Raw genomic sequence first — 23,151 nt, 5'->3', positions numbered from 1 at the left:
TTAACTCAATAACTTAATTTAATATTCAACTTAAAAAAATATGAACATAGAGGAAATTTGCTAAAAAAGGACAAATATGTGTCCATCATTTTATTAATAACTTCTTTTTTTTAGGGAAGTAGCTAAGAACACTTTGATTGCTTTTCATTACAATACTAAATTATTATCAATGCATAAATTTCATTGTTATGTGAAATTTTGGCAATTATGTAAAGCAAGTACCATAGGAGATTTTATCCTATTGAATTAACTCAATAGTACTAACGTAACAAAATCACAAATGAATTTAAAAACTAAAATTTTATTAATAGCAATAGCATTGCTTAATATTTCGCTTTATGCGCAAGACAGCTACCAATTAAAGGGTGTTGTTTCTGACGCAAACAATGTGCCTATACCGGGTGCAAACGTAGTCGTTGCTAACACCACTAGGGGGACAGCAACTGATTTTGATGGAAATTTTGAAATATCAGTAAGTAAAGGTGATGTTATCAATTTTTCTTCAATAGGGTACGCAAATAAGAACGTGACGATCACAAATCAACAAACACTAAATGTGTCTTTAAGTGAAGATGCTAGTTTGCTAGAAGAAGTTGTTGTTGTTGGTTACGGAACAATTAAAAAATCTCACTTAACGGGCGCTGTTTCCAAAATTGGAGGAGAAGATGTTGCGGCTGTACAGGTGGCTCGTGTAGATGATGCCTTAGCAGGTAAATTACCAGGTGTTAGAATTCAAAATCAAAGTGGTGAGCCAGGTGCAGCGCCAAAAATTCAAATTAGAGCAGCATCATCTGTTTCTGGAACATCAAATCCACTTATTGTTGTGGATGGATTTCAAATTTCAGGAGATTTATCTTCTGTTAATCCAAATGATATAGAGAGTATGGAGGTTTTAAAAGATGCTGCTTCTGCGGCTATTTATGGTTCCTTGGGTGCAAATGGTGTTATTTTGGTGACAACAAAAAAAGGGAAAGCAGGAAAAGTTAATTTTAGCTATAATTCTTACACTAGTACTTCAAGTAAGTATGTAAAAGATATTGATATGCTTAAAACTGCAGGTGAATGGGCTAAAGAATTACAGACAGACGCTTATGACCTTTCTCAAACTGATCCAGGCTTATTGGAATATAGACTTTATGCATATGAAAATGCTCCAGATGTGGTTAGTATGGAGGATTATCTTTTTAAAAATGGAAGTACTGTTAGTCATGACTTTAGTGTTAGTGGTGGATCTGAGAACCTGAAAGCTTTTGCTTCACTTGGTTATTTGAGCACTGATGGTATTGTAAAAGGGCAAGGTTATGAAAGGTACAATGCTCGTATGAATGTTGATGCTAATATTGGAGAAAAATTGAAGGCAGGAGTGAGTATGAATGGGTATTATGGAAATCAAGATATTGTTCCTTGGGACATGAGAGATCTTTTGCGCGCATATAGTATTAGTCCTATTTATCATACAGCTGAATCTATTGCTTTTGTTCAAGATTTGGATAGTAGAAGACAAGCATTATTTGATTCGGGTTTTACAAGTAACAATATTGGTAGTTCATTTGATGATGATTATAGAGGTACTGGTTTAGATCCTATGAGTATTTATGATTTGCAACCAGGTGATGTTGTTCATGACTGGCAATACGGAAGAAATGAAAATGGAATTGGTGGTACTGGTGATGCTGGTGTGGCTGCAAAGTTTGATAATTCTCGAAGATATAAAAAAACGTATTTTGGTAATGTAAGTTCTTATTTGCAATATGACATTATAGATGGATTAAATATTAAAACGCTTTTTGGGGCAGATATGCAAGATGTTAAAGATTATGAATATCATGGGATATTGTCAGATGGTCTACAACGTTCAAACCAAACTCAGTTGTCTATTTCAAATATCAAAAAATCTACAATATTAAGTACAACTACTTTAAACTATGTTAAAACATTTGCTGAGAAGCATGACTTGTCTGCTGTAGCAGGTATGGAATTTCAAAATACATATTTTAAAGGATTTGCTTCAGACGGTACAAATGTGCCATTTGGTCTTCCTTTAAATTATTCTTTCTTTAGTCCTGAAGATGTTTCGACAGAAGAGATAGATGAGACGCAATCAAGAAGAAGTATATTTGGTAGAGTTGCTTATGCATATGATAATCGTTATTTGGTTTCAGGGTCTATTAGAAGAGATGGTGATTCTCGTTTTGGATCAAATGAACAATTTGCAGTATTTCCAGCAATTTCATTAGGTTGGAATGTGAGTAATGAATCGTTCTTAAGTAATAGCGAAAAATTGAGTTTATTGAAGTTAAGGTTTAGTAAAGGTTCATTAGGTACTGCCTCTTTTTTAAATTCATATCAATCTTTAAGCATTTATGGAGCTACTAATACGGCATTTGGTACCGGATATTTGACTCCAAGTGATGTTGCGAATCCTGATTTAACTTGGCAGACAAACGTTGAGACAAATTATGGTATTGATACAGGATTTTTGAATAACCGTTTGAGATTGAGCGTAGATTATTATACTTCTGATGTTGATAACATGTTAATTAATCAGAGTGTTTCTGAAGTATTAGGAACATCGTCAATTGCACTTAATCGCGGTAATGTAACGAGTTCTGGTTTAGAATTTGAATTGAACGCTAAGATAATCTCAAATGAAGATTTCTCTTGGAATGTGAGTGCAAACTTATCTACAGTTGAAACTGAAATCACAAGTTTGGGTACTCTTGATGAGTTACCAAGGCAAATTTATGGTGGACCAAGTGATAGAGGTGCTGAGTTTAGAAATTACGTAGGTGGTGAAATTGGAGAAATGTGGGGGTATGAAAGTGCAGGCCAGGTTGAATCTATTTATATAGAGGATCCAACTAGAACTATTGGTTATACTAGTGGAGTTCAATATGTTGTTGACCAAAATGGAGATGGAGAAATTACTTATGAAGGGGATTATGTAAAATTAGGATCTGCAACACCTGATTTTTATTGGGGTCTTTCTAGTACAATGAATTATAAAGATTTTGACTTTGCATTTCAGTTGCAAGGATCTCAAGGAGCAGAAGTTTATAACATTGATCCTATTTACTGGCAATCTCAATTTCGCGATGCAACAGGGCCAAGTTTTGATGCAACAAGTGATGGTATTGCAGATAACAATGGTTTAAATTATTTGCAAACTAGAGATGTACATGGTGCATTGGTTCAAGATGCCTCTTATATTGCTTTAAGAAACTTAACATTTGGATATTCACTTAATTCAGATTTGACAAGTAAAGTAGGACTTAGCTCTATGAGGGTATATGTTGCAGCTACAAATTTATTATATATAATGGCTGATAATTACACTTCATTTAATCCAGAAGGTGTAGAGACTGAAAATTCTAATTATGCAGGTCCAACTACTTACGGATACCAAGAAGGAGCAAGTCCGATTGTAAAAAGTTTTACTTTAGGTGTGAATGTTAATTTTTAATACATAAATTATGAAAAAAATAAAAACAATATATATAATAGGATTATCTGTTTTACTCTTAGCAGCGTGTGATAATGATTTGGATCAAACACCTCCTTTAGATATTGAAACTAGTACTTTAACGGATTTTTCAGGTGTATTGAATGCAGCGTACTATTATCAAACAGGTGTAGTCACTCCTCAAGCTATGATGGGAGAATTCAGGTCAGACAATGTGGCAGCGGATGAAGATCCTTATTTATCTTGGAAAACATTTAACTCTGATTTAGCTGGTTTAGATATGAAAGGCCCTGTTTTTGGCCCATTTTACACCAATTTATACAAATCGATTTTGAGTGCAAATAATGTAATTACAAATTCATCTGATGCTACAGAAATTGCGGAGGCTAAATTTTTAAGAGGATTATCTTATTTTAAGTTAGTTATGGTTTTTGGTGATGTTTCTGTTATACTGACCCCTCAGTTAACTGTTTTAGAGATTCCTGAGTTTGATTTAACAAGAGTTTCTGCTAATAGTGTTTATGACGATGTAATCATTCCAGATTTAGAAGATGCTATTTCTGATTTAGACAATTCTGGCATATCTAGTGGACGTGCTTCTCAAATTGCGGCTCAGGCAGTGCTTGGTAAAGTGTATTTGTATAGAGGTAACTACGTTAATGCTGCAGTGGAATTTGCAGAAGTAATAAGTGCAGCTGCTTCAGCTGGAGTTAGCTTAGAAGGCGATTTTGCTAACGTTGTAACAGATGAAAGTACAGAGATTCTATTTGCAACTCAATTATCTTCATCTATTTCAATTGCATCTGGTTCTTCATCTTCAACAACCTTCGTTGGTTGGTTTCATGGAGACGATACAAAAGCTAATGATTCACCTGTAACAACAAGTTTGGTTGCTGCGTTTGATGCAAGTACAGCTGCTGCTGGTGCAACTGATTTAAGAAAAGCATTGAGTGTCGATGATGTAAAAAGAATTGGAATTAAATATACTGGAGGTTTAGATCAAGATTTCATAGAGATAAGATTGACTGACGTTATATTAATGTATGCAGAGGCTTTAAATGAAAGTGGTGCAGCTGCTACAACCGTTCTTCCTTTATTGGATCCTATAAGAACAAGAGCAGGTTTAAACAGCTTAACGGGGACAATAAGTTCTCAATCAGATGTAAGAACAGCAATAGCTAATGAAAGAAGAGTAGAATTGGCTTTTGAAGGACATAGATGGTTTGACTTGGTGAGAACGGGTACAGTTGATGCTGCAATAGGTCAGGTGATTAGTAGCGATTATTACATTTTCCCAATTCCTAGTACCGAAATTACAGCGAGTGCAGGGGTTATTACTCAGAATCCAGGGTACTAATTAATAGTTTAAAACCATTATTTTAAAGGTTGAATGATAGAATTTAATTTTAAGGTAATGGTTTTTTTATTAATGTGATGTTAGAGCAAATTTTATTTTTATTGAAAATTGTCATACTAAATGGTAGAAAATTTCTTTATAGTAAATAAAGATCAAATATCTCAATAAAGAATTACTTCAAAGTAGACAACTATTTTTAAAGTAAAGATGAAGGTTCATGTTCCAAAGTGAAGTATTATGAACTAGAAGTATCACATTAAAAACTATTAGGAAATAAAAATATATAAGACAGAGTTAGAGTTAGTTGATTATAAAGTTTTGCTACCTTGATTTTCAAGGTGGTAAACTTTTTTTTGAGTCGTGAAACAAGTTTATTTTTAATCTAATTATTGTTTTTCTACTCGAAATAAATTTTATAGTTTTAGCAAACCAATCTGGTTAACCAATTTTAGAAGCCATTTTATTATTATGAAGTTAGAAATTATTTCCAAAAATGAAAATCAGGATATTCAAAAAGAAATTATATCTAATATTAGAGAGCTTATAAGTTTTAAGAATCTCGAACCAGGCGATAAGCTACCTTCAGAAAGAATGCTTTCAGAAAAATTTGGGGTAAGTCGTAGTAATTTACGAGGAGCTATTCAGAAATTAGAGTTTTATGGCTTATTAAATTCAAAGCCACAAAGTGGAACCTTTATCGCTAATATTGGTACCATAGCGATGGACGGAATGCTAGAGGATATTCTACGGTTAGAGGATCCTGATTTTAAATCTTTAGTAGAAACTAGAATTTTATTGGAATTAAAAACGGTAAGATTAGCGGCATTACGAAGAACCGATGAAGATTTAAAACAGCTTAGAGATGCCCTAGATGCTTATGAAATAAAAGTAAAAGAAGGGAAGGATGCTGTACAAGAAGATTTACTGTTTCATTTAGCCATTGCAAGGGCTAGTGGTAATAGTTCTATGAATACTTTTATGTTAATTATTACTCCTGAAATTATAACCAATTTTGAGAAGTATCATGTGTGTAATAGCAACCAATCATTTTTAGGAATAGAGGAACATACAGAAATATTTGAAGCCATTAAGGCTCAAAACCCTCAATTGGCAAAAGAAAAAATGAAAATACATTTTAAAACACTGTATCAATATTGTTATAATACGGACGATATAAAAATAGATTAAATACCAAACGCAACTAATTTTTTTACCAATAATTAGAATGCGTTAATAGCTGAATGATTTTTATGGTAATAAGTAACTTTTAAAAAATAATATTTTTATTAGTGGAAATTTATTTTCTAAATTTAAAATTTAATTATTATAAATAATTGATATTCAGATTATTATATAAATAGGATTAATTCAAGGAAAGATTATGAAATTAAAAGGATTAAGATGGTGGGTTGTTGGTTTAATAGCATTGGCAACGGTCATTAATTATATAGACAGACAGTCTTTAACCGTATTGTGGCCTCAAATTTCTGAAGATTTATTTCCGGATAAATCGGATTTTGAACGTAAACAAATTTATTCAACAATATCAGTAATATTTGTTTTCTCTTATGCTTTCGGTCAAGCAATTTTTGGGAAAATATTTGATTGGATAGGTACTAGATTTGGTTTTGTATTGTCAATTGGAGTATGGTCTATAGCTACAGCTCTTCATGCTATTGCTAGTTCATTAACAAGTTTTGCAATCTTTAGATCAATTTTAGGTGTGGCAGAAGCTGGTAACTGGCCTGGAGCTGCTAAAGGTAATGCTGAGTGGTTTCCAACAAAAGAACGGGCATTAGCACAAGGGATATTTAATTCTGGCGCTGCAATTGGTGGTATTATAGCTATTCCGATCATAGCCACCTTGACTATATATTTTGATTGGAAAATGATATTTATAATTATAGGATTAGCGGGTTTATTATGGTTAATTCCTTGGTTGTTTCTAGTTAAAAATCCACCAAAAAAACACCCTTGGATTTCAGATGAAGAACGTAATTATATTTTAAGCGGACAAAGAAATCAAGATATTGATGAAGATGGAAATCCAGATGAAGGATATACTCCAAATACTGGTGAGCTACTTTCTAAAAAACAAAGTTGGGGCGTAATCATTGCCTCGGCAGCAATAGATCCAATATGGTGGTTGTTTGTTTTCTGGATTCCAATTTACTTGTCCGAGGTTTATGGTATGGATGTAAAAAGTATCGGTATATACGGTTGGGTACCTTATGTAGGAGCGATGATTGGAGCCTGGTTTGGTGGGTTGTTTGCTCAAAATCGTTTAAAAGCAGGTTGGTCGGTAGACAAAACACGTAAAACGGTAATTACTTTAGGGTGTCTTATTATGTTGCCTTCGTTGTTGGCAATGGCTAATCCAGGAGAACCAATTACGGCTGTTTTAATTATGGCAGTTATCTTATTTGGTTTTCAAACGGCAATTGGTAACGTTCAAACATTACCGAGTGATTTCTTTGGTGGAAAATCTGTTGGTACGCTTTCAGGATTTTCTGGTATGGCGGCAAAATTAGCTGTTGCAGGTCTTACATCATTAGTACCATGGTTAACAACAGGGGGAAACTATACACCAGTTTTTGTTATTGGTGCAGCTTTAGCTTTATTGGCTTTGGCAAGTATTTGGGGATTATGTGGTAAAATAGAACCGTTAAAACCAACTTTAAAAGTATAAAATAGAATAGTTTAAGTGAATTAGTTTTTTAAATATAAAAATGAATAAAATGAGTGAAAATAAAGGAATGGTAGCTGTAGTTACAGGTGCAACTGGTGGTATTGGTTTTGAAGTAGCAAAAAGATTAGGTAAAGATGGGTATACTGTTGTTTTAAACGGTATCGAAGATGAAGCAGGAGCTAAAAGGGTTGAAGAACTTAAAGCTGAAGGAATTGAAGCTGAATATTTTGGTTTTGACGTTACAAAAGACGAAGCTGTAACTGAAAATATTACTGCTATCGGAAATAAATACGGTAGAATCGATGTATTGGTAAACAATGCTGGTGGTTTAGGTGGTAGATCTAGATTTGAAGAAATGACAACTGAATTTTACAGATTTGTTATGGCATTAAATCTTGATTCTGTATTTTTTGCTTCAAGAGCAGCAATCCCTTTTCTTAAAAAAGGAAATCACCCTTCTATAATTAACTATACGTCTAACGCAGGTTGGACTGCAGGTGGACCAGGAGCTGGTATTTATGGTACTTCTAAAGCAGGTGTTCATGCTATAACAAGAGCATTGGCTAAAGATTTAGCAGAATACGGAATTAGAGTAAATGCAGTATCTCCAGGTACTATTGATACGCCATTCCATGCACAGATTAAAGCAACGAAACCAGAAGTTTTTGCTTCATGGGCAAATAATATTATGTTAGGAAGATTAGGGCAGCCAGAAGATGTTGCTGGTGTTGTTTCTTTCTTAGCGAGTAAAGACGCTTCTTTTATTACAGCAGAAACCATCCAAATTGGTGGTGGTCAAGCATTAGGAATCTAATATAGCAGATTAACATTTCGTTAATCAGTGTATTTTAAATAATAGAGCTACAAGATTTAGAAATTTAATTTCTTTCTTGTAGCTTTTTTATTTTATTGAATTTTGGAAGAATCTCTAATAATTAATTCAGCCTTTAAGATTTGTTTGTGAAGCGTTTGTTTCAAATCTGTCGCATCCACATGTTTTAAAAATGTTTCGGCAGCTAATTTACCTATTTCTTCACTGTGTTGATTAATACTGGAAAGGGTAGGGGTCACCATCGAGGTAAATGGCTCATCTCCAAAACCAACTAAAGCAATATCATTTGGTACTTTAACTTTGTTTTCTTGTAGTACTTGTAAAGCTCCTAGTGCTGCATAATCACTTGCAACATAGACCGCATCAGGGCGTTCTTTTAAATCTAAAAGCTGTTGCATTTTCTCACGTCCGTCTTCCGTGGTAAGACTGCTTTCAATCAATAATTCATCATCAGTAGGCAAATTATGCTTTTTAATGGCATCAATATAGCCTCTAATTCGGTTGTTAAAAATGCGTGTGTGTCGGTACCCTCCAATATGGGCAATCCTCTTGCACCCTTGTTGTGTTAAATGTTCTATAATCATATGACTGCTATCATAATCATTGATTCCGATATAATCAACATTCAAATCGTTTTCACCACGGTCAAATAAAATAAGTGGAATACCTTTAGATTTAATTTTCTCGTAATATTCCAAATGGGTAGTCTCGTTCGCCATAGAAGCAATAATACCATCTACTTGTGTGAATAGTAAGGTGTCAATATTCCGACACTCTTTTTGGTAGGATTCATTAGATTGTGTAATGATGATATTATACCCCTTTTTCGTAAGAACTTCCTCAATATTTTGGATAACAGACGAAAAAAAGTTACTATTCGTTCTAGGGACAATCACTCCTACCAGATTACTTTTTCCACGACGTAGAGCACTAGCCAAATGATTGGGTTGATAGTTTAATTCTTTTGCTACTTTTCTAACGGCTTCTTTAGTTTTAGTACTAATTCTAGAATCATCGTGTAATGCTTTTGAAACAGCTGCTGTAGAAATGCTTAATGCATTTGCAATATCTTTTATTGTAGTTTTTTTATTTGCCAACTTTTTCTATATTTGCTTAATCGATTAAACAAATATATTGCAATTAAGTTAGGGAATCAAAACGGCTTAGGAAATTAGGAGGTTTTGATTTTTATTTGACGAGTTGCTTAATCGATTAACCTATTTGATATTTAATTTAAAACAATACTTAAAAAATGAAAAAAGTTGTAACGTTCGGAGAAATTATGCTTCGTTTAGCTCCAGAAGGATTTTTAAGATTTTCACAAGCAAGTAGCTTTGATGTTGTGTACGGTGGAGGAGAATCTAACGTAGCGGTATCATTAGCAAACTACGGTGTGCCTGTAGATTTTGTTACACGTTTACCTAAGAATGATATTGGTGAATGTGCTATGATGGAAATGCGCAAGCGTGGTGTTGGCGTGGATAAAATTGTATGGGGTGGAGATCGTTTAGGGATTTATTTCTTAGAAACAGGAGCTGTATCTCGTGGTAGTAAAGTAGTTTATGACCGTGCACATTCTGCAATTTCTGAAATTACACCAGGGATGGTAGATTGGAAAGCAGCTTTTAAAGATGTTGCTTGGTTTCATTGGACAGGAATTACACCTGCTATATCTCAAGGTGCTGCAGATGCTTGTTTAGAAGCGGTAAAAATTGCTAGCGAAATGGGAGTTACAATTTCAACAGATTTAAATTATAGAGCAAAATTATGGACCTACTGTGATGATGCTCACAGAGAAAAAGTGATGACTGAACTAACATCTTATTGTGATGTTGTTCTAGGAAATGAAGAGGATGCTGAAAAGCATTTCGGAATTCACCCAGAAGGTTTAGATGTACATAAGAATGGTCATGATGTAAAAGCAGAAGCTTTTTTATCTGTATGTAAGCAAATGATGGAGAAATTTCCAAGAGCGAAGAAAGTTATTACAACTTTAAGAGGTTCTATTTCTGCATCTCATAATACATGGGCTGGAGTTTTATATGATGGTACAAAAATGTTAGAAACACGTCAATACCAAATTACAGATATCGTAGATAGAGTAGGTGGTGGAGATTCGTTCATGGGAGGATTAATTTATGGTTTATTAAAATACCCTGAAGATGATCAAAATGCATTGGACTTTGCTGTTGCAGCTTCTTGTTTAAAACATACGATTAAAGGGGATGCTAACTTAGCAACTGTTTCAGAGGTTGAAAAACTAATGGGTGGCGATGCTTCTGGTAGAGTAGCTAGATAATTAATAAACATATAAAAATGGCTTCTAAATCTATATTAATTATTTGTGGCGGAGGCCCAGCACCTGGTATAAATGCTGTCATTAGTACGGTTGCTAAAATCTTTTTAAAAGATGGGTATCGAGTTCTTGGTTTGCATGAAGGTTTTAAAGGAATCTTTTCAGAAAATCCAGAAATAAAGGAATTCGATTTTGCGCATGCAGATCGTATCTTCAGTCGTGGTGGATCAACACTAATAATGAGTAGATTTAAGCCAAGTGATGAGAAAATCAACACGGAGCTTTTTGCTCAAAATAATGTAAAACTATTAGTCAGTATAGGCGGTGATGACACCGCTTCTACTGCTAATAGAATTACCACATACCTTTCTAAAGAAAATATAGCTATTGCTAATATCCATGTGCCTAAAACCATAGATAATGATCTTCCGTTACCTGATAGGAATCCTACGTTTGGTTTTCATTCAGCTAAAGATGAAGGTGTTAGAATTGGTAATACAACATATGAAGATGCTCGTACCAGTCAAAATTGGTTCGTAATGTCAACAATGGGTAGATCGGCAGGGCATTTAGCCTTTGGTATTGCTGCCAGTTGCCATTTTCCTATGATGGTTATTCCTGAAATGTTTGATAATACGGATGTTACTTTTGATAAAGTTGTTCGTCTAATAATTTCATCCATTATCAAACGAAAAATAGAGAACATTAATTATGGCGTAGCTTTAATTAGTGAAGGGATTTTTCATATTATGCCTGATTCGGAACTTGAAAATTGTGGCATTAATTTCACCTATGATGACCATGGACATCCTGAGCTTGGTAATGTAAGTAAATCACATATTTTTAATATGTTGGTACAACTTAAACTAAAAGAGCTAGGCATCAATATTAAAAGTAGACCTGTAGAATTAGGATATGAACTTCGTTGCTGTAGACCTATTGGGTTTGATTTAACCTTGTGTACTTTATTGGGTCTTGGTGTTAAAAAGTTGTATGATGAGGGAATTAGTGGTTGTATTGTTACCGCAAACTCTAAAGGAGAAATAAGTCCTTTATATTTAAAAGATCTACAGGATAAGGATGGAAAAATAGCACCTCGTTTGGTAGATATTAATTCGGAATTCGCAAAATTGTGTTTCCAGAATTTACACTATTTATCAGAAGATGACTTTGAGAAGGCAAAACAATATCTTGACAATCCTAAAGAATATTATTTTAATGATATCTTACATGAGGCATAGCATTATATCTAATGTATTGCTTTAAAGGTATTCAATTAGAAAGTGAATCACTTTTTAAATGTAAATAATTCTAGTAAATACACTAGATGATTTTTTGAGAATTTAACTAAAAAGAGCGCTTAAACCTTGGTTTAAGCGCTCTTTGCTTTGTAACTGTTTCGAGCTTATAGAGGCACGCTAATACCTAAACTAATATTGCGACCAATATTAGTAATACCGTCATATTTTAAACGAGATAAGTGCGATACATAATTTTTATCAAGTAAATTGTTTCCGCTTATTCTAATATCTATTGGGCTATTGAAAATAGTGACACTGCCTCCCAAGCCAATACTTAATAGGCTGTATCCATCCGTTGTTGTTTCAAATAAACTTATTTCATCTTGTTCAAAAACAGATTTTAAGGTAATAAAGGAATACCCGTTATTTACCCATCCAGAACGCTTGTTAAATTCTCCTCTTAGTGTATTCGTGATACTATTAGCAGGGATTAAAGGAAGATTATCGCTATCCTTTAATTTTCCTCGCACTGTTTGAAAACTACTCTCAAAATGCAGCCAATCTAAAGGATGTGGGTGTAAATGAATTCCTGCTTCTCCACCATACAAATTGGCATCTTGCTGATTATACTCAAATACTTGGTTCCCATCTATTTCATCTCCATTTGGGGCAATGAATACATAGTCGTTAATCGAATTATAAAATCCGTTTATATAAATTTCAAAATGTTCGTTCTTATATTCAAGAGCAACATCGGTTTGAAAATTCTGTTCATTATTTAAACTAGCATTTCCAATTTCATACCTATTTGTACCTTCATGAACTCCATTAGATGTTAATTCAGCTAAGTTAGGTGCTCTAAATCCCGTAGCTAGGTTGAGCCTAGCTACAAAATTGGTAGCAAAGTTTGCTTTATATCCTAAAGCGGCATTAAAACTGCTGAAATTTCTATCTAAAGAGGCTATATAGCCTTCTTCTCCAAGTATTCCGTTTGTATCCCCTGAAATTTTTCTATGGTCATATCGTAAACCAATTTGAATGTCATTAAATTCATTTAAATGAAGATGTGATGTGCCAAAAAAGCCAATATCATTCGTGGTAGCATCCGGTATTAAAAGTTCCTCACCAAAATTAGTATTGGATTGATGTAAGCCTTGAGCACCAAAAATAGTTTCTAGAATACCATATTTCGGGGCATGGTATTGAATATTATAGTTAAAAGTATTTAAATTCATATGTAACGCAGCGCCCTCTTCATCCTCTTCAAATTCTTTTCTAATATTTGAAGTATAGCCCAGTGTAATATCAAGACTAGAAGCATTAAACAATAAACTACTCTTAGAACTTAGAATATGGTTGTCAATAGTTTGATTTGGTTTCATAGGCGATCGGTCTGTGCTTTGCTCACCAATTTCTTCTGGTATTCCTAAATTAGAATTATTATAATTGTAGCGTACTTCTGTTTTAAAATTTGTGGTTTGGTATCCAATTCCTGATTTTATATCGTATTCTTTAAACCTAGAATTTGTAACACGTTCATCATTTCCTGTCTTATAATCGGTATGTGAGGTAACAGCTCCACGTAGTAAAAAACGAAAGTTATCTGTAGATGTTTTAACACCTGCATTTGCACTAATGCCTTGCGTATTGGTGAAAAAGTTAAGATTTACATCGCCTTCAGTGGAATTAGGAAGCGCAAATTTTTCAGGATTTAAATACAATACACCTCCCATAGCATCTGAGCCATAGAGTAGGGAGGCAGGCCCTTTTATCACTTCAACACTTTCAATACCGGCATCGTTAACTCCTAACCCATGTTCATCTCCAAATTGTTGATTTTCTAAACGAATACCTTGGGTGTACACTAATACTCTATTGGCATTTAAACCCCTAATTACAGGTTTGCCAATACCAATACCCGTAGAAACACTTGCTACTCCGGCTATAGTAGAAATTCCGTCAGCTAAGGTAATAGAGCCTTTGTTTTTTAGATCTTTTATATTTGCATACTCCACTTTCATTACATTCTCACTCTGTAATTTGTGGAAAGGAGTAGAAACAATCACTTCCTCCATTTCAATAGCACTTTCTTTTAATGAGAAGTCATAAATGGTTTGTTGCTCATTAATTATAACCGATTTTGATATTGTTTGATAGCCAATATAAGAAACTATAATTTTGTAGGTTCCTAAGGGTAAGTTAGAAATTTTGTAAACTCCATTTGCAGCTGTAACTGCTCCCTTTTCTAATTGTGGAAAATAGATGGAAACTTGTTCTAAAGGCAAATTAGTGCCTGTTTCTGTAATTGTACCAGTAAGTGAGTTTTGTGCATACGCAAAACTGTTTAGCATTGCTAAAAGCAATGCGAGATAAATTTTATTCATAACTAAAAACTAGTTTAAATTATTTTAATTCTTTAAATGCGGAGTTATGAATATACAGGTGGACCTCTAAGTGTGGACTGAAGTTGTTGAAATTCGCTTAAGAGAAAATAGAAGTTTTCACTTAGCAAAGCGTGAAGTACAGGTTCAAGAAACGTACAACTATAAAGTTCTGGAGTAAAATATGTTGTAATGTGGTATTTGTGAAAGTCGCAATCAAATTCAGTTTCATGAAAATGGACTTTAGTTTTTTCATGGCAGGTTTCTTCTTTATGCTCTAAAATGTCATGGGATATCTTCGCGATATCAGGAATACCTAAAGCTCCCAAAAGAGAAATTGCAATACAGGAAAGTAGAAATTTGGTTAAATTATTCCCCATTTCTCAAAGGTACTAAAACAGCACCCTATAAAATTGTTAAGAAAAGCATAAGGTTATTTAAACAAGAAGCCTAGACCAAGGCGACATAGCATCTTCTTTTCAAAATTCCAGAAAAATTTAAATTGCCCAAATAGCCACCCAAAGGCAACCAATAGAATTTGATAGATGGGAAAAATAATTAGAATACGCACGGTCCAATAGAGCACAGAAAAATACCAATCATCTGCGAAAGTCTCTCGTGTAAATCCAATATAGTCCAAGAGAGGTCTCGCAATTTTTAATGCTGATGATCCTGTAACTGAAAAAACGAGTAGAATCATGATGATCCCAAAGTTAGATTCTATTCCCCAGCGTTCTTTTAATTTTTTCATAGCATTTTTAAATCGCTTGCAAATATAAAATTATATACGGGGATAAAAAGAACCTAAGCGTTGATTATATTTTCTTTGGAAATAAATGAAGTAATTGTAAAGCTTATAGTTTACTTCATAACCGTAATCTGTAAATGAATCATAGTTGATTGTCATTTCATATAAACTAGGATCAAAGCGTTGTGGTTGTTGCACTCTTTGGTTCCATTCTTGTACCCATATGGCATTCCTAGCCTCTAAATAGTTTTGCGAATAATACCCTTCTGATTTAGCTATGCTTTGTAACCAAAAATTAAATCCGGGTTCAATAATGATAATTTCATAGTCACTTTCTTCATCTGCAATAGTAATGGTATCGCCTTGGGTTTGATGAAAAGCTTCTTGTTCTTTTTCAGAAACAGGGTTAATAGTTTTAGTACTCGTGCAACTAAACGTAATTAAAGCGACGACTGTTAGGAGAATACTCAAGTGTACTACTTTCTTTTTCATCGTATTAAGGTACAAAAAAAGCCGAATATGTAACTATCCGGCTTTTTTATGATCTTATTTAAGAAGGTTTATTTTCCGAAAAGGCCTCCTAAAAGTCCTCCGATGCCACCTTTCTTACTGCTAGAACCCATGACCATTCCTGCAACATCATCTAGGATACTACCGTCACCATCAGCATCTAATAAAGACGTGATTAAGCTTTGGTTTTCTTGTGGCTGACCACCAAGCATACCCCCTAATAAAGCATTCATTCCACCAGCATCACTAACATTGTTTTGAGAAGTTTGTTTTGACAAGAATCCCATTAAAATAGGAGCTGCAATTTTTAAAATATTACCTACAGATCCAGCGTCAACACCAGCTTTTTGGCTTATTGCACTCTCAACACTTTCTTGTTTAGAACCTAAAAGGTGACCTAAAATTCCGGCGCCATCATTGGTTACCGCATCATCAACTCCACCACCAAATAAACCACCTAGGTTATCTAGTATACTTCCATCATGTTTTCCTCCTTGTAAGGCACTCATTAATCCTTGCGCACCTTCTGGCGTAGAAACATTCTTTTTCATAGCGCCTAATAGCAATGGCATAGCCATACTAAGTACACTTGCGGTTTTTCCTTCTGATTCTCCAGTCTGACCTGCAACACCGCTAATTAATTGTTGACCCATTGGGCCACTTAATAAATCTAATAATCCTGACATTTTATAGTTTTGGTTTTTTTATTTTCTCTAATTTACAAAAAAGAAGTAAATTCTTTATAATTTGATAAGAAAAAGATTGTTATTTTAACAATGAGCTAATTTTAGTTGCTAGTTCGACACCAATTCTGTCTTGAGCTTCCTTAGTAGCTGCACCAATATGTGGTGTTAACGAAATATCAGGGTGCATTAGTATTTTTATTTCCGGTTTTGGTTCAGATTCGTACACATCTAAGCCTGCAAAAGCAACTTTACGTGATTCCATAGCGTCAATCAAAGCTACTTCATCTAAAGCACCACCACGAGCAGTGTTGATGATACCAACACCGTCTTTCATTAAACCGAATTCACTTTTTCCAATTACGTATGCTTTTTGCTTAGGCACATGTAATGTTATAAAGTCGGCCGATTTTAAGACAGCTTCTTTACTATTGTTTTTTAAATTGAAATTTATCGTCTGGCCATCGTAAAAATTTAATGAAATAGAAGTTTCTTCAATTTCAGAATCATGATAAAGAACGTTCATACCAACACCTAACGCAATTTTGGCAGTGGCTTGACCAATTTTCCCAAATCCTATAATTCCTAATGTTTTTCCTTTCAGCTCAGAACCGCTAGAATAATCCTTTTTAAGGTCCTTAAAACGACTATCGCCATCTAAAGGCATATTCCTGTTTGAATCATATAAAAAGCGAACGGCACCGTATAAATGAGCAAAAACTAGCTCAGCAACAGATTCAGAAGAAGCTTCGGGTGTATTTATAACATGAACTCCTTTTTCTTCGGCATATGCAACATCTATATTATCCATACCAACACCACCACGACCAATTAATTTTAGTCCTGGGCATTGGTCTATAATATCTTTTCTAACTTCTGTGGCACTACGTACTAAAAGTGCTGAAATAGTATGCTTATTGATGTAATCAATAAGTTGATTTTGCGCAACATTTACGGTTAAAACTTCAAAGCCATTTGATTTTAATGCATCAATCCCAGCTTGAGAAATTCCATCGTTTGCTAATATTCTCATTTTTAAATTTTATAATTTTAAAAGATCAAATAATTCTATTCAGAAGTATTTGATCCTCTTAATCTATGCTTTTCTTTCCATTTCGCTCATAACATCTACTAATACACCAACACTCTCTAGTGTTAAAGCATTATACATAGACGCTCTATAACCCCCGATAGATCTATGACCGTTAATTCCGCTAACACCAGCTTCTTTCCAAGCAGCATCAAAAGCAGGTTTTAATTTATCATCGGTAATGCTAAAAGTTGCATTCATTGTAGATCTATCTTCTATGTTTGCATAGCCTTTAAATAAAGGATTCAAATCTATTTCAGAATATAATAATTGTGCTTTTTTGTTGTTTATTTCTTCTATTACAGAAATACCACCGATACCTTTTAACCATTCTAAAGTTAGCATAGAGACATAGATAGGAAATACTGCAGGCGTGTTAAACATACTTTCTTTTGCAATACTTACCTGATAGTCTAAAATAGAAGGAATTTTACGGGATACTTTTCCTAAGATATCTTCTTTTATAACAACTAACTCTGTTCCTGCAGGACCCATATTTTTTTGAGCACCGGCATAAATTAAATCAAACTGAGAGAAATCTATTTGTTTAGAAAAAATATCAGAACTCATGTCGCAAACCAAAGGAACATTCACTTTTGGAAACGTTTTCATTTGAGTTCCATAAATAGTATTATTTGAGGTTACATGTAAGTAATCTAAATCATTAGGAACGCCATATATTTTTGGAATATGGTTATAGTTTTCATTTTTTGAAGAAGCAACTTCCACCACTTCACCAAAAAATTTCGCTTCTTTAATAGCATTATTTGCCCAAGTACCAGTATTTAAATAACCCGCTTTTGTTTCTAATAAGTTGTAAGCAACACGAACAAACTCCATACTAGCTCCTCCTTGTAAAAATAAAGCTTTATAGCCTTTACCTTCTAGTCCTAACAGTTCTAAAGCAAGTGATCTAGCATTTTCCATGATAGCTACAAACTCTGTACTTCTATGAGACATTTCTATAAGAGACAATCCTGAACCGTTGTAATCTTGTACCGCCTCAGAGGCTTTTAATAACACTTCTTGTGGTAATATACACGGGCCTGCGCTAAAATTATGCTTTTTCATTTGTGATTTTGTTTATTTTGAATTTTTGGTCTTGTAAGACCTTGACTAATTATTAAAAATTTATTCTTAAAAAAAAATTTAAGTTGACAAAGGTTGTGAAAATTATGTGATTTTAAGCTAATTATCTAAAAATTCTAAGAGTTTCTTAACAGGAATGCGATTGTATCAACATTATCTGCATAGTCTGTTAATTTTGGACTTTGTGTTTGTCCAAATGTGATTTCAGAGTCAAAAAGCCCTTGAGAGACAATACATTGTACTTTTTCTTGATCTACGCGTAATTTTTGTTTTAGAAGGTCTATAGTTTCATATTCTTCATAAAAAAGAGAGGCAATAGGAGAGGAGTAGCTCTCGTCATTTTTTAAGATTAAAAATCCGTTTTCTAAAAGCTTAAAATTACTCATGAGGTATACGGCCTTATTGTAATCATAATTATTAGCATATTTTGCTTGTTCTATTATAGGATGGTATTCATAAAGTGATTCAAAAAATAAATCAAAATTATATCCTTTAGGAATAAAGAGTTTTGCAACGCTGCGACATCCCAAACCATAATAAAGAAAAATATCTTCTCCCAAGGCTTTTAGCTGTTCAGCAGTTTCATTTCCAGTTAATATGGCTACAGAATTTCTATTTTTACGAATAATATGGGGCTTATTTTTAAAATAATGTTCAAAATAACGAGCCGTATTATTACTTCCTGTCGCAATTACAGTATCGAAACTAGATAGTTTATCACTTTCAAATTTGATATAACCCTCAAATTCAGGAGCAATATCAATTAGTATATTTGCGACTTCAGGTAATAAAATGTTGTCATTTGAGGAAAGTTTTATTAGCGCTTTGTTTCCGGTTACTAAAACACAAAGAACATCGTGAAAGCCCACAAGTGGGATGTTTCCAGCTAAGATAAGTGCAACTGTTTTAGGGGTATTATTTTCTTGAAATTGGTACTTGGTCAACCAAGCATTTAAGTTTATATCTGTAAGAGCATTAGCCCAGCTATTGAAACTAAAAAGTATATTTTCACGTGTAAACCATCCATTTTTATGTTTGGCTAATGCTATTTTGTCTTCTAAAATGTTAAATGATTGGGAAGAATGCTCAAGCTTACCTTGCAGATTGTTAGTAGAATCGCAAAATTCTCTAAAAAAAGTACCAAGTTTAACAAAAGCTTTAATTCGTTGTGTATGGTCTGTCATTATATTTGTATAGGATTGTATTAGGTTTTACCTTTGTGCAAAAGTATAGATACTGAAATAAATTCAATATAAATACTGGAATTAATTCAGAAAAGAAAAAGAAAATATGGCAATTATAATAACTGATGAGTGTATAAATTGCGGAGCATGCGAACCAGAATGCCCAAATACTGCAATATATGAAGGTGCTGATGAATGGCGTTATAGTGATGGAACCTCTTTAAAAGGCGAGGTTGTTTTACCTAATGGTAAGGAAGTAGATGCGGACATTGTACAAGAGCCAATAAGTGATGAAGTATACTATATCTCTCCTGATAAATGTACAGAATGCGTAGGATTTCATGAAGAGCCTCAATGTGCTGCTGTTTGTCCGGTAGATTGTTGTGTGCCAGATGATGATCATGTGGAGACGGAAGAAGTTTTATTAACGAAACAAAAATTTATGCACCCAGAGGGATAGTATATGTTTAAAATAAAATAAAGCCCGAATTACTTAATGTAGTTCGGGCTTTTTTATGCGTGTATTATTAATAACATAGTTCAAATAAAAAAAAGCTACCGGTTAAGGTAGCTTTTCAGGTTGACTAATTACTAATTAAAACCTATAGTTAATGGATAAGTTTAGCATAGTTCCTAATTGACTAAAATGGTAACCATCATAAGTCATTTGTGAGTATCGTTGATTGAATGTAATTAAATTAGAGGGAGAGTTAGAAACTGCAGCACCATCTAACACAGCTTGACCAGTTGAAGTTGGATCTGTAAATTTCCATTCTGGTAAAACATCAAATAAATTATTGATATTTAAGGCTAATGTTAATTTTTCTGTAGCATTAAAACTAATTCCTAAATCAGTGACAATTTTAGGAATAAATTCAGTTCTCAAATCCCATCCGCCATCTTGACTTGCATCAGCAGGAAGATCAGCGGCATCTATAAATCTTTTCTCCAAATCTTGAAGACCATCATTTGCGAATGATGTTTTTCCGAAATACGTATTATTTAGAGAAAAACCGAATTTACCAATTTCATAATTAGCACCCAAAATCCACTTAGTTTCTGGTCTAGAAGTAAAGAATAAAGCTTCTTGCGTATCGTTCACTACAGATTGACCTGAATCAGCAACTAAATCAATATCTTTCACAGCCCCATCTCTCTCGTTCTGAATCGTGTAATTTCCAGATAAATTTAAATCTAGACTTCCGTTACCAATTTCAATATTCTTTTTGCTAATTACCACATCAATACCAGAAGTTTTAGTATCTATTGCATTAGAAAAGAAACTTACATCTGATAAATTATTATCTCTTAAGATATCATCTAAAGCAGTAGTACCTATATTATTTCCATCGGTATCAAAAGCTGTTCCTCCTATTTCAGAACCTAAAACAATACGGTCTTTTACGGCAATGTTATAATAATCAACAGTGAAACTAAAATTATTAGCAAGTTTTCCACCAAAACCAACAGTGAAGTTGTTAGAAGTTTCAGCATCTAGTTGAGGAATGCCTAAAAGCTTAGCCTGTGTAGATACATTATTAATTAACCCCCCCACTTGAATCCCTTGTCCAGGTACAAAACTATATTGTGCTTTTTGTGTATAGATTTGGTGTAATGTAGGTGCTCTAAATCCAGAAGAAATAGAAGCTCTGGCGGTAAGTTGATCCGTTAATTTTAAACGAGAACTAAACTTATACACAAACGTATTTCCAAAATCAGAATAATTTTCTGTTCTAATGGTACCACTTAATAAAAATGCATCAGTTACATCATAATCTAAAGATAAGTAACCCCCAAAATTGTAACGGTTAAATTTCCCTGAATTCTCAGGACTATTTCCTGCAAAAGAATCTGCACCACCACCATCATAAGAAGCTAATTCTCCCTCAATAACTTCAAAAGTTTCAGCTCTAAATTCGGCTCCAACACCAATACTTACTTTATCTGATAATAATCTAGAAATATCAATATTTCCTACATTATGTGAAAATTTTGTACCTCCCGGATCAAAAGATTGTTGACTGTTCTCTCTGTATAATTCAGACCCTTCTGTAATTTCACCATCATCTAATGTACCATTACCATTTGCATCAATCCATGTTGATGGAGAATACACAACGTTTCTATTGTGTGTATCACTTACGGTATACGTTTGAGAATTACCACCTGTCGTAAAACTTACATCGATATTCCAATCGTTCTTAACTGTTTTAAAGCCGATAGTTCCATTATAGTCACTTAATAAACCTTCAAAAGTAGGTACATAACCATCATAACCATTCTCTGTTGTTGGATTATCTCCAGGAAAGAAATCTGCTAAATAAGGAAACCCAGTATTTTCATCAAGAGTTCTCCAATAAGGTGTTCTGTAATTCGCAAAACTATTTACTTTTTTGTAAACGTAGGCTGCATTTGCGTATAACTGAGTATTATCACTCAAATCATAACCCATATTCACTTCAAATTTTGCAGCTGCAGTTTCAGGTGAACCATTAATATTACCTGCATCTGGATTTCTACCTAAAAATTCTTCAACATCCGATAACGTAAGTAATTCCGCTGCATTAGGGTCATAAAAATCAGCAAATTCACCATCAGCATCAACTGTGCCAGGTCTATTGGCTTGATTAACTTTAGATAAGTCAATTGTATAGTTGATAAAACCTTTGTCTTCGTCAATGGTAGAGCCATTGTTAACTGCAACACCAAACATTTCTCCATCACCCTCGCTTGTGATACCAGTTCTAACCGTCGCAGATCCTTCAGTAGGACTATCTTTTAGAATAATGTTCATTACACCAGCAATTGCATCAGAACCATATTGGGCAGAAGCACCATCACGCAAAATTTCAACTCTTTTAATAGCATCTGTAGGAATAGCAGAAATATCTGCTCCTGTTTCACCACGGCCTGGAGAAGTTTGTGTGTATAATAAGGCACTTAAGTTCTTGCGCTTTCCATTAATCAATATTAATGTTCTAGAAGGTCCCATATTTCTAATTTCATATGGATCTAACAAAGACGTTGCATCATTTACAGGAGTTTGTACCGTATTAAAAGAGGGTATTTTGTACTGTAAAGCTTTATCAAATGATACTTGTCCCGTAGAGGTTAAATCTTTAGCACCAATAACATCAACAGGTAATGCGCTATCCACATTACTTCTTGGCGCTGTTCTTGAACCTACAACAACAAATTCATCTAATTGGTTACCTTCAGATAAAGTTATATTGATGGTCGTTTGGCCTCCAATTTTCTTCTCTTTGGTTTCAAAACCAATGTAGCTAAATACTAAGGTTCCGTCACTAGGAGCTTCAATAGTGTAGTTTCCATCAAAGTCTGTAGTAGTACCATTTGTAGAGCCTTTTACGACAATATTGGCTCCTGCTAGCGGAATACCATCGCCGTCTTTCACGGTTCCTTTTACCTCGCTTTGCGAGAAAAGGCTTGTAACGCTAAACATTAGCGTTAGTAGTAATAAATTAGTCAATTTCATAAATAGTGATTTTAAAGATTAATTAGTAATTAAGATGTATCTCGGTGTGAGTAAGATATTAAATTGTAATTATGTATAGGAATTTTATGTAT

The 23,151-nt window shown here is 33.8% G+C and carries 18 protein-coding genes; 8 read left to right on the top strand and 10 right to left on the bottom strand.

Annotation, left to right across the window (positions count from 1 at the left end; all coding sequences use genetic code 11):
* Positions 1–280 precede the first annotated feature (280 nt).
* The 5 genes from GQR94_RS21965 to GQR94_RS21945 all read left to right on the top strand — a co-directional run bounded on the left by GQR94_RS21965 (position 281) and on the right by GQR94_RS21945 (position 8,323).
* On the top strand, positions 281–3,463 hold the full coding sequence (locus GQR94_RS21965) for a TonB-dependent receptor (RefSeq protein ID WP_158979258.1): 3,183 nt from the start codon (positions 281–283) through the stop codon (positions 3,461–3,463).
* A 10-nt stretch (positions 3,464–3,473) separates the two neighbouring features.
* Complete coding sequence (locus GQR94_RS21960) at positions 3,474–4,820, top strand: RagB/SusD family nutrient uptake outer membrane protein (RefSeq protein ID WP_199271509.1); 1,347 nt, start codon at positions 3,474–3,476, stop codon at positions 4,818–4,820.
* A 468-nt stretch (positions 4,821–5,288) separates the two neighbouring features.
* On the top strand, positions 5,289–6,008 hold the full coding sequence (locus GQR94_RS21955; RefSeq protein WP_158979256.1) for a FadR/GntR family transcriptional regulator: 720 nt from the start codon (positions 5,289–5,291) through the stop codon (positions 6,006–6,008).
* Positions 6,009–6,201: 193 nt separating this feature from the next.
* Positions 6,202–7,509 carry an MFS transporter gene (locus GQR94_RS21950; RefSeq protein ID WP_158979254.1) on the top strand — a complete coding sequence of 436 codons (1,308 nt, stop codon included), beginning with the start codon at positions 6,202–6,204 and terminating at the stop codon, positions 7,507–7,509.
* Between the two features lie 49 nt (positions 7,510–7,558).
* A complete protein-coding gene (locus tag GQR94_RS21945) occupies positions 7,559–8,323 on the top strand; it encodes an SDR family NAD(P)-dependent oxidoreductase (RefSeq protein ID WP_013552902.1) in 765 nt (254 codons plus the stop codon).
* 92 nt (positions 8,324–8,415) lie between these two features.
* Here GQR94_RS21945 and GQR94_RS21940 read toward each other — a convergent pair whose 3' ends face one another.
* Positions 8,416–9,438 carry a LacI family DNA-binding transcriptional regulator gene (locus GQR94_RS21940; protein WP_158979252.1) on the bottom strand — a complete coding sequence of 341 codons (1,023 nt, stop codon included), beginning with the start codon at positions 9,436–9,438 and terminating at the stop codon, positions 8,416–8,418.
* Between the two features lie 155 nt (positions 9,439–9,593).
* Between GQR94_RS21940 and GQR94_RS21935 the strand changes: the two genes are divergently transcribed.
* Together GQR94_RS21935 and GQR94_RS21930 are read left to right on the top strand one after the other, a co-directional pair.
* Complete coding sequence (locus GQR94_RS21935) at positions 9,594–10,640, top strand: sugar kinase (protein WP_158979250.1); 1,047 nt, start codon at positions 9,594–9,596, stop codon at positions 10,638–10,640.
* Positions 10,641–10,657: 17 nt separating this feature from the next.
* Entirely contained in the window at positions 10,658–11,878 is a 1,221-nt protein-coding gene (locus GQR94_RS21930; protein ID WP_158979248.1) for a 6-phosphofructokinase, read from the top strand.
* A gap of 164 nt (positions 11,879–12,042) precedes the next feature.
* Here GQR94_RS21930 and GQR94_RS21925 read toward each other — a convergent pair whose 3' ends face one another.
* From GQR94_RS21925 to GQR94_RS21890, 8 genes are all read right to left on the bottom strand, one after another.
* Entirely contained in the window at positions 12,043–14,262 is a 2,220-nt protein-coding gene (locus tag GQR94_RS21925; RefSeq protein ID WP_158979246.1) for a TonB-dependent receptor, read from the bottom strand.
* A 44-nt stretch (positions 14,263–14,306) separates the two neighbouring features.
* On the bottom strand, positions 14,307–14,639 hold the full coding sequence (locus GQR94_RS21920; RefSeq protein WP_158979244.1) for a hypothetical protein: 333 nt from the start codon (positions 14,637–14,639) through the stop codon (positions 14,307–14,309).
* 53 nt (positions 14,640–14,692) lie between these two features.
* Positions 14,693–15,010 (bottom strand): DUF6787 family protein, encoded by a 318-nt coding sequence (locus GQR94_RS21915; RefSeq protein WP_158979242.1) that lies wholly within the window; start codon positions 15,008–15,010, stop codon positions 14,693–14,695.
* A gap of 30 nt (positions 15,011–15,040) precedes the next feature.
* On the bottom strand, positions 15,041–15,499 hold the full coding sequence (locus tag GQR94_RS21910; RefSeq protein WP_158979240.1) for a DUF6146 family protein: 459 nt from the start codon (positions 15,497–15,499) through the stop codon (positions 15,041–15,043).
* Between the two features lie 68 nt (positions 15,500–15,567).
* On the bottom strand, positions 15,568–16,203 hold the full coding sequence (locus GQR94_RS21905) for a DUF937 domain-containing protein (protein WP_158979237.1): 636 nt from the start codon (positions 16,201–16,203) through the stop codon (positions 15,568–15,570).
* A 79-nt stretch (positions 16,204–16,282) separates the two neighbouring features.
* Positions 16,283–17,233 carry a D-2-hydroxyacid dehydrogenase gene (locus GQR94_RS21900; protein ID WP_158979235.1) on the bottom strand — a complete coding sequence of 317 codons (951 nt, stop codon included), beginning with the start codon at positions 17,231–17,233 and terminating at the stop codon, positions 16,283–16,285.
* A 63-nt stretch (positions 17,234–17,296) separates the two neighbouring features.
* On the bottom strand, positions 17,297–18,361 hold the full coding sequence (serC, locus tag GQR94_RS21895; RefSeq protein WP_158979233.1) for a 3-phosphoserine/phosphohydroxythreonine transaminase: 1,065 nt from the start codon (positions 18,359–18,361) through the stop codon (positions 17,297–17,299).
* 134 nt (positions 18,362–18,495) lie between these two features.
* Positions 18,496–19,563 (bottom strand): acyl-CoA reductase, encoded by a 1,068-nt coding sequence (locus tag GQR94_RS21890; RefSeq protein WP_158979232.1) that lies wholly within the window; start codon positions 19,561–19,563, stop codon positions 18,496–18,498.
* Positions 19,564–19,669: 106 nt separating this feature from the next.
* Here GQR94_RS21890 and GQR94_RS21885 point away from each other — a divergent pair, with 106 nt between their 5' ends.
* Complete coding sequence (locus tag GQR94_RS21885) at positions 19,670–20,023, top strand: 4Fe-4S dicluster domain-containing protein (RefSeq protein WP_158979230.1); 354 nt, start codon at positions 19,670–19,672, stop codon at positions 20,021–20,023.
* A 135-nt stretch (positions 20,024–20,158) separates the two neighbouring features.
* Here GQR94_RS21885 and GQR94_RS21880 read toward each other — a convergent pair whose 3' ends face one another.
* Positions 20,159–23,059: a TonB-dependent receptor gene (locus GQR94_RS21880; RefSeq protein ID WP_158979228.1), complete on the bottom strand. Its 2,901-nt coding sequence runs from the start codon at positions 23,057–23,059 to the stop codon at positions 20,159–20,161.
* Between the last annotated feature and the right edge of the window lie 92 nt (positions 23,060–23,151).

This window comes from Cellulophaga sp. L1A9 (assembly GCF_009797025.1).
Lineage (GTDB): Bacteria > Bacteroidota > Bacteroidia > Flavobacteriales > Flavobacteriaceae > Cellulophaga.
The sequence above is the reverse complement of the archived record's forward strand: the minus strand, read 5'-3'. Positions and strand labels throughout refer to the sequence as shown.

What these genes read in the sequence shown, in the direction of transcription:
- GQR94_RS21965 (WP_158979258.1), top strand. Translation starts at nt 281, where the DNA reads ATGAATTTAAAAACTAAAATTTTATTAATAGCAATAGCATTGCTTAAT.
- GQR94_RS21960 (WP_199271509.1), top strand. Translation starts at nt 3,474, where the DNA reads ATGAAAAAAATAAAAACAATATATATAATAGGATTATCTGTTTTACTC.
- GQR94_RS21955 (WP_158979256.1), top strand. Translation starts at nt 5,289, where the DNA reads ATGAAGTTAGAAATTATTTCCAAAAATGAAAATCAGGATATTCAAAAA.
- GQR94_RS21950 (WP_158979254.1), top strand. Translation starts at nt 6,202, where the DNA reads ATGAAATTAAAAGGATTAAGATGGTGGGTTGTTGGTTTAATAGCATTG.
- GQR94_RS21945 (WP_013552902.1), top strand. Translation starts at nt 7,559, where the DNA reads ATGAGTGAAAATAAAGGAATGGTAGCTGTAGTTACAGGTGCAACTGGT.
- GQR94_RS21935 (WP_158979250.1), top strand. Translation starts at nt 9,594, where the DNA reads ATGAAAAAAGTTGTAACGTTCGGAGAAATTATGCTTCGTTTAGCTCCA.
- GQR94_RS21930 (WP_158979248.1), top strand. Translation starts at nt 10,658, where the DNA reads ATGGCTTCTAAATCTATATTAATTATTTGTGGCGGAGGCCCAGCACCT.
- GQR94_RS21925 (WP_158979246.1), bottom strand. Translation starts at nt 14,262, where the DNA reads ATGAATAAAATTTATCTCGCATTGCTTTTAGCAATGCTAAACAGTTTT.
- GQR94_RS21920 (WP_158979244.1), bottom strand. Translation starts at nt 14,639, where the DNA reads ATGGGGAATAATTTAACCAAATTTCTACTTTCCTGTATTGCAATTTCT.
- GQR94_RS21915 (WP_158979242.1), bottom strand. Translation starts at nt 15,010, where the DNA reads ATGAAAAAATTAAAAGAACGCTGGGGAATAGAATCTAACTTTGGGATC.
- GQR94_RS21910 (WP_158979240.1), bottom strand. Translation starts at nt 15,499, where the DNA reads ATGAAAAAGAAAGTAGTACACTTGAGTATTCTCCTAACAGTCGTCGCT.
- GQR94_RS21905 (WP_158979237.1), bottom strand. Translation starts at nt 16,203, where the DNA reads ATGTCAGGATTATTAGATTTATTAAGTGGCCCAATGGGTCAACAATTA.
- GQR94_RS21900 (WP_158979235.1), bottom strand. Translation starts at nt 17,233, where the DNA reads ATGAGAATATTAGCAAACGATGGAATTTCTCAAGCTGGGATTGATGCA.
- serC (WP_158979233.1), bottom strand. Translation starts at nt 18,361, where the DNA reads ATGAAAAAGCATAATTTTAGCGCAGGCCCGTGTATATTACCACAAGAA.
- GQR94_RS21890 (WP_158979232.1), bottom strand. Translation starts at nt 19,563, where the DNA reads ATGACAGACCATACACAACGAATTAAAGCTTTTGTTAAACTTGGTACT.
- GQR94_RS21885 (WP_158979230.1), top strand. Translation starts at nt 19,670, where the DNA reads ATGGCAATTATAATAACTGATGAGTGTATAAATTGCGGAGCATGCGAA.
- GQR94_RS21880 (WP_158979228.1), bottom strand. Translation starts at nt 23,059, where the DNA reads ATGAAATTGACTAATTTATTACTACTAACGCTAATGTTTAGCGTTACA.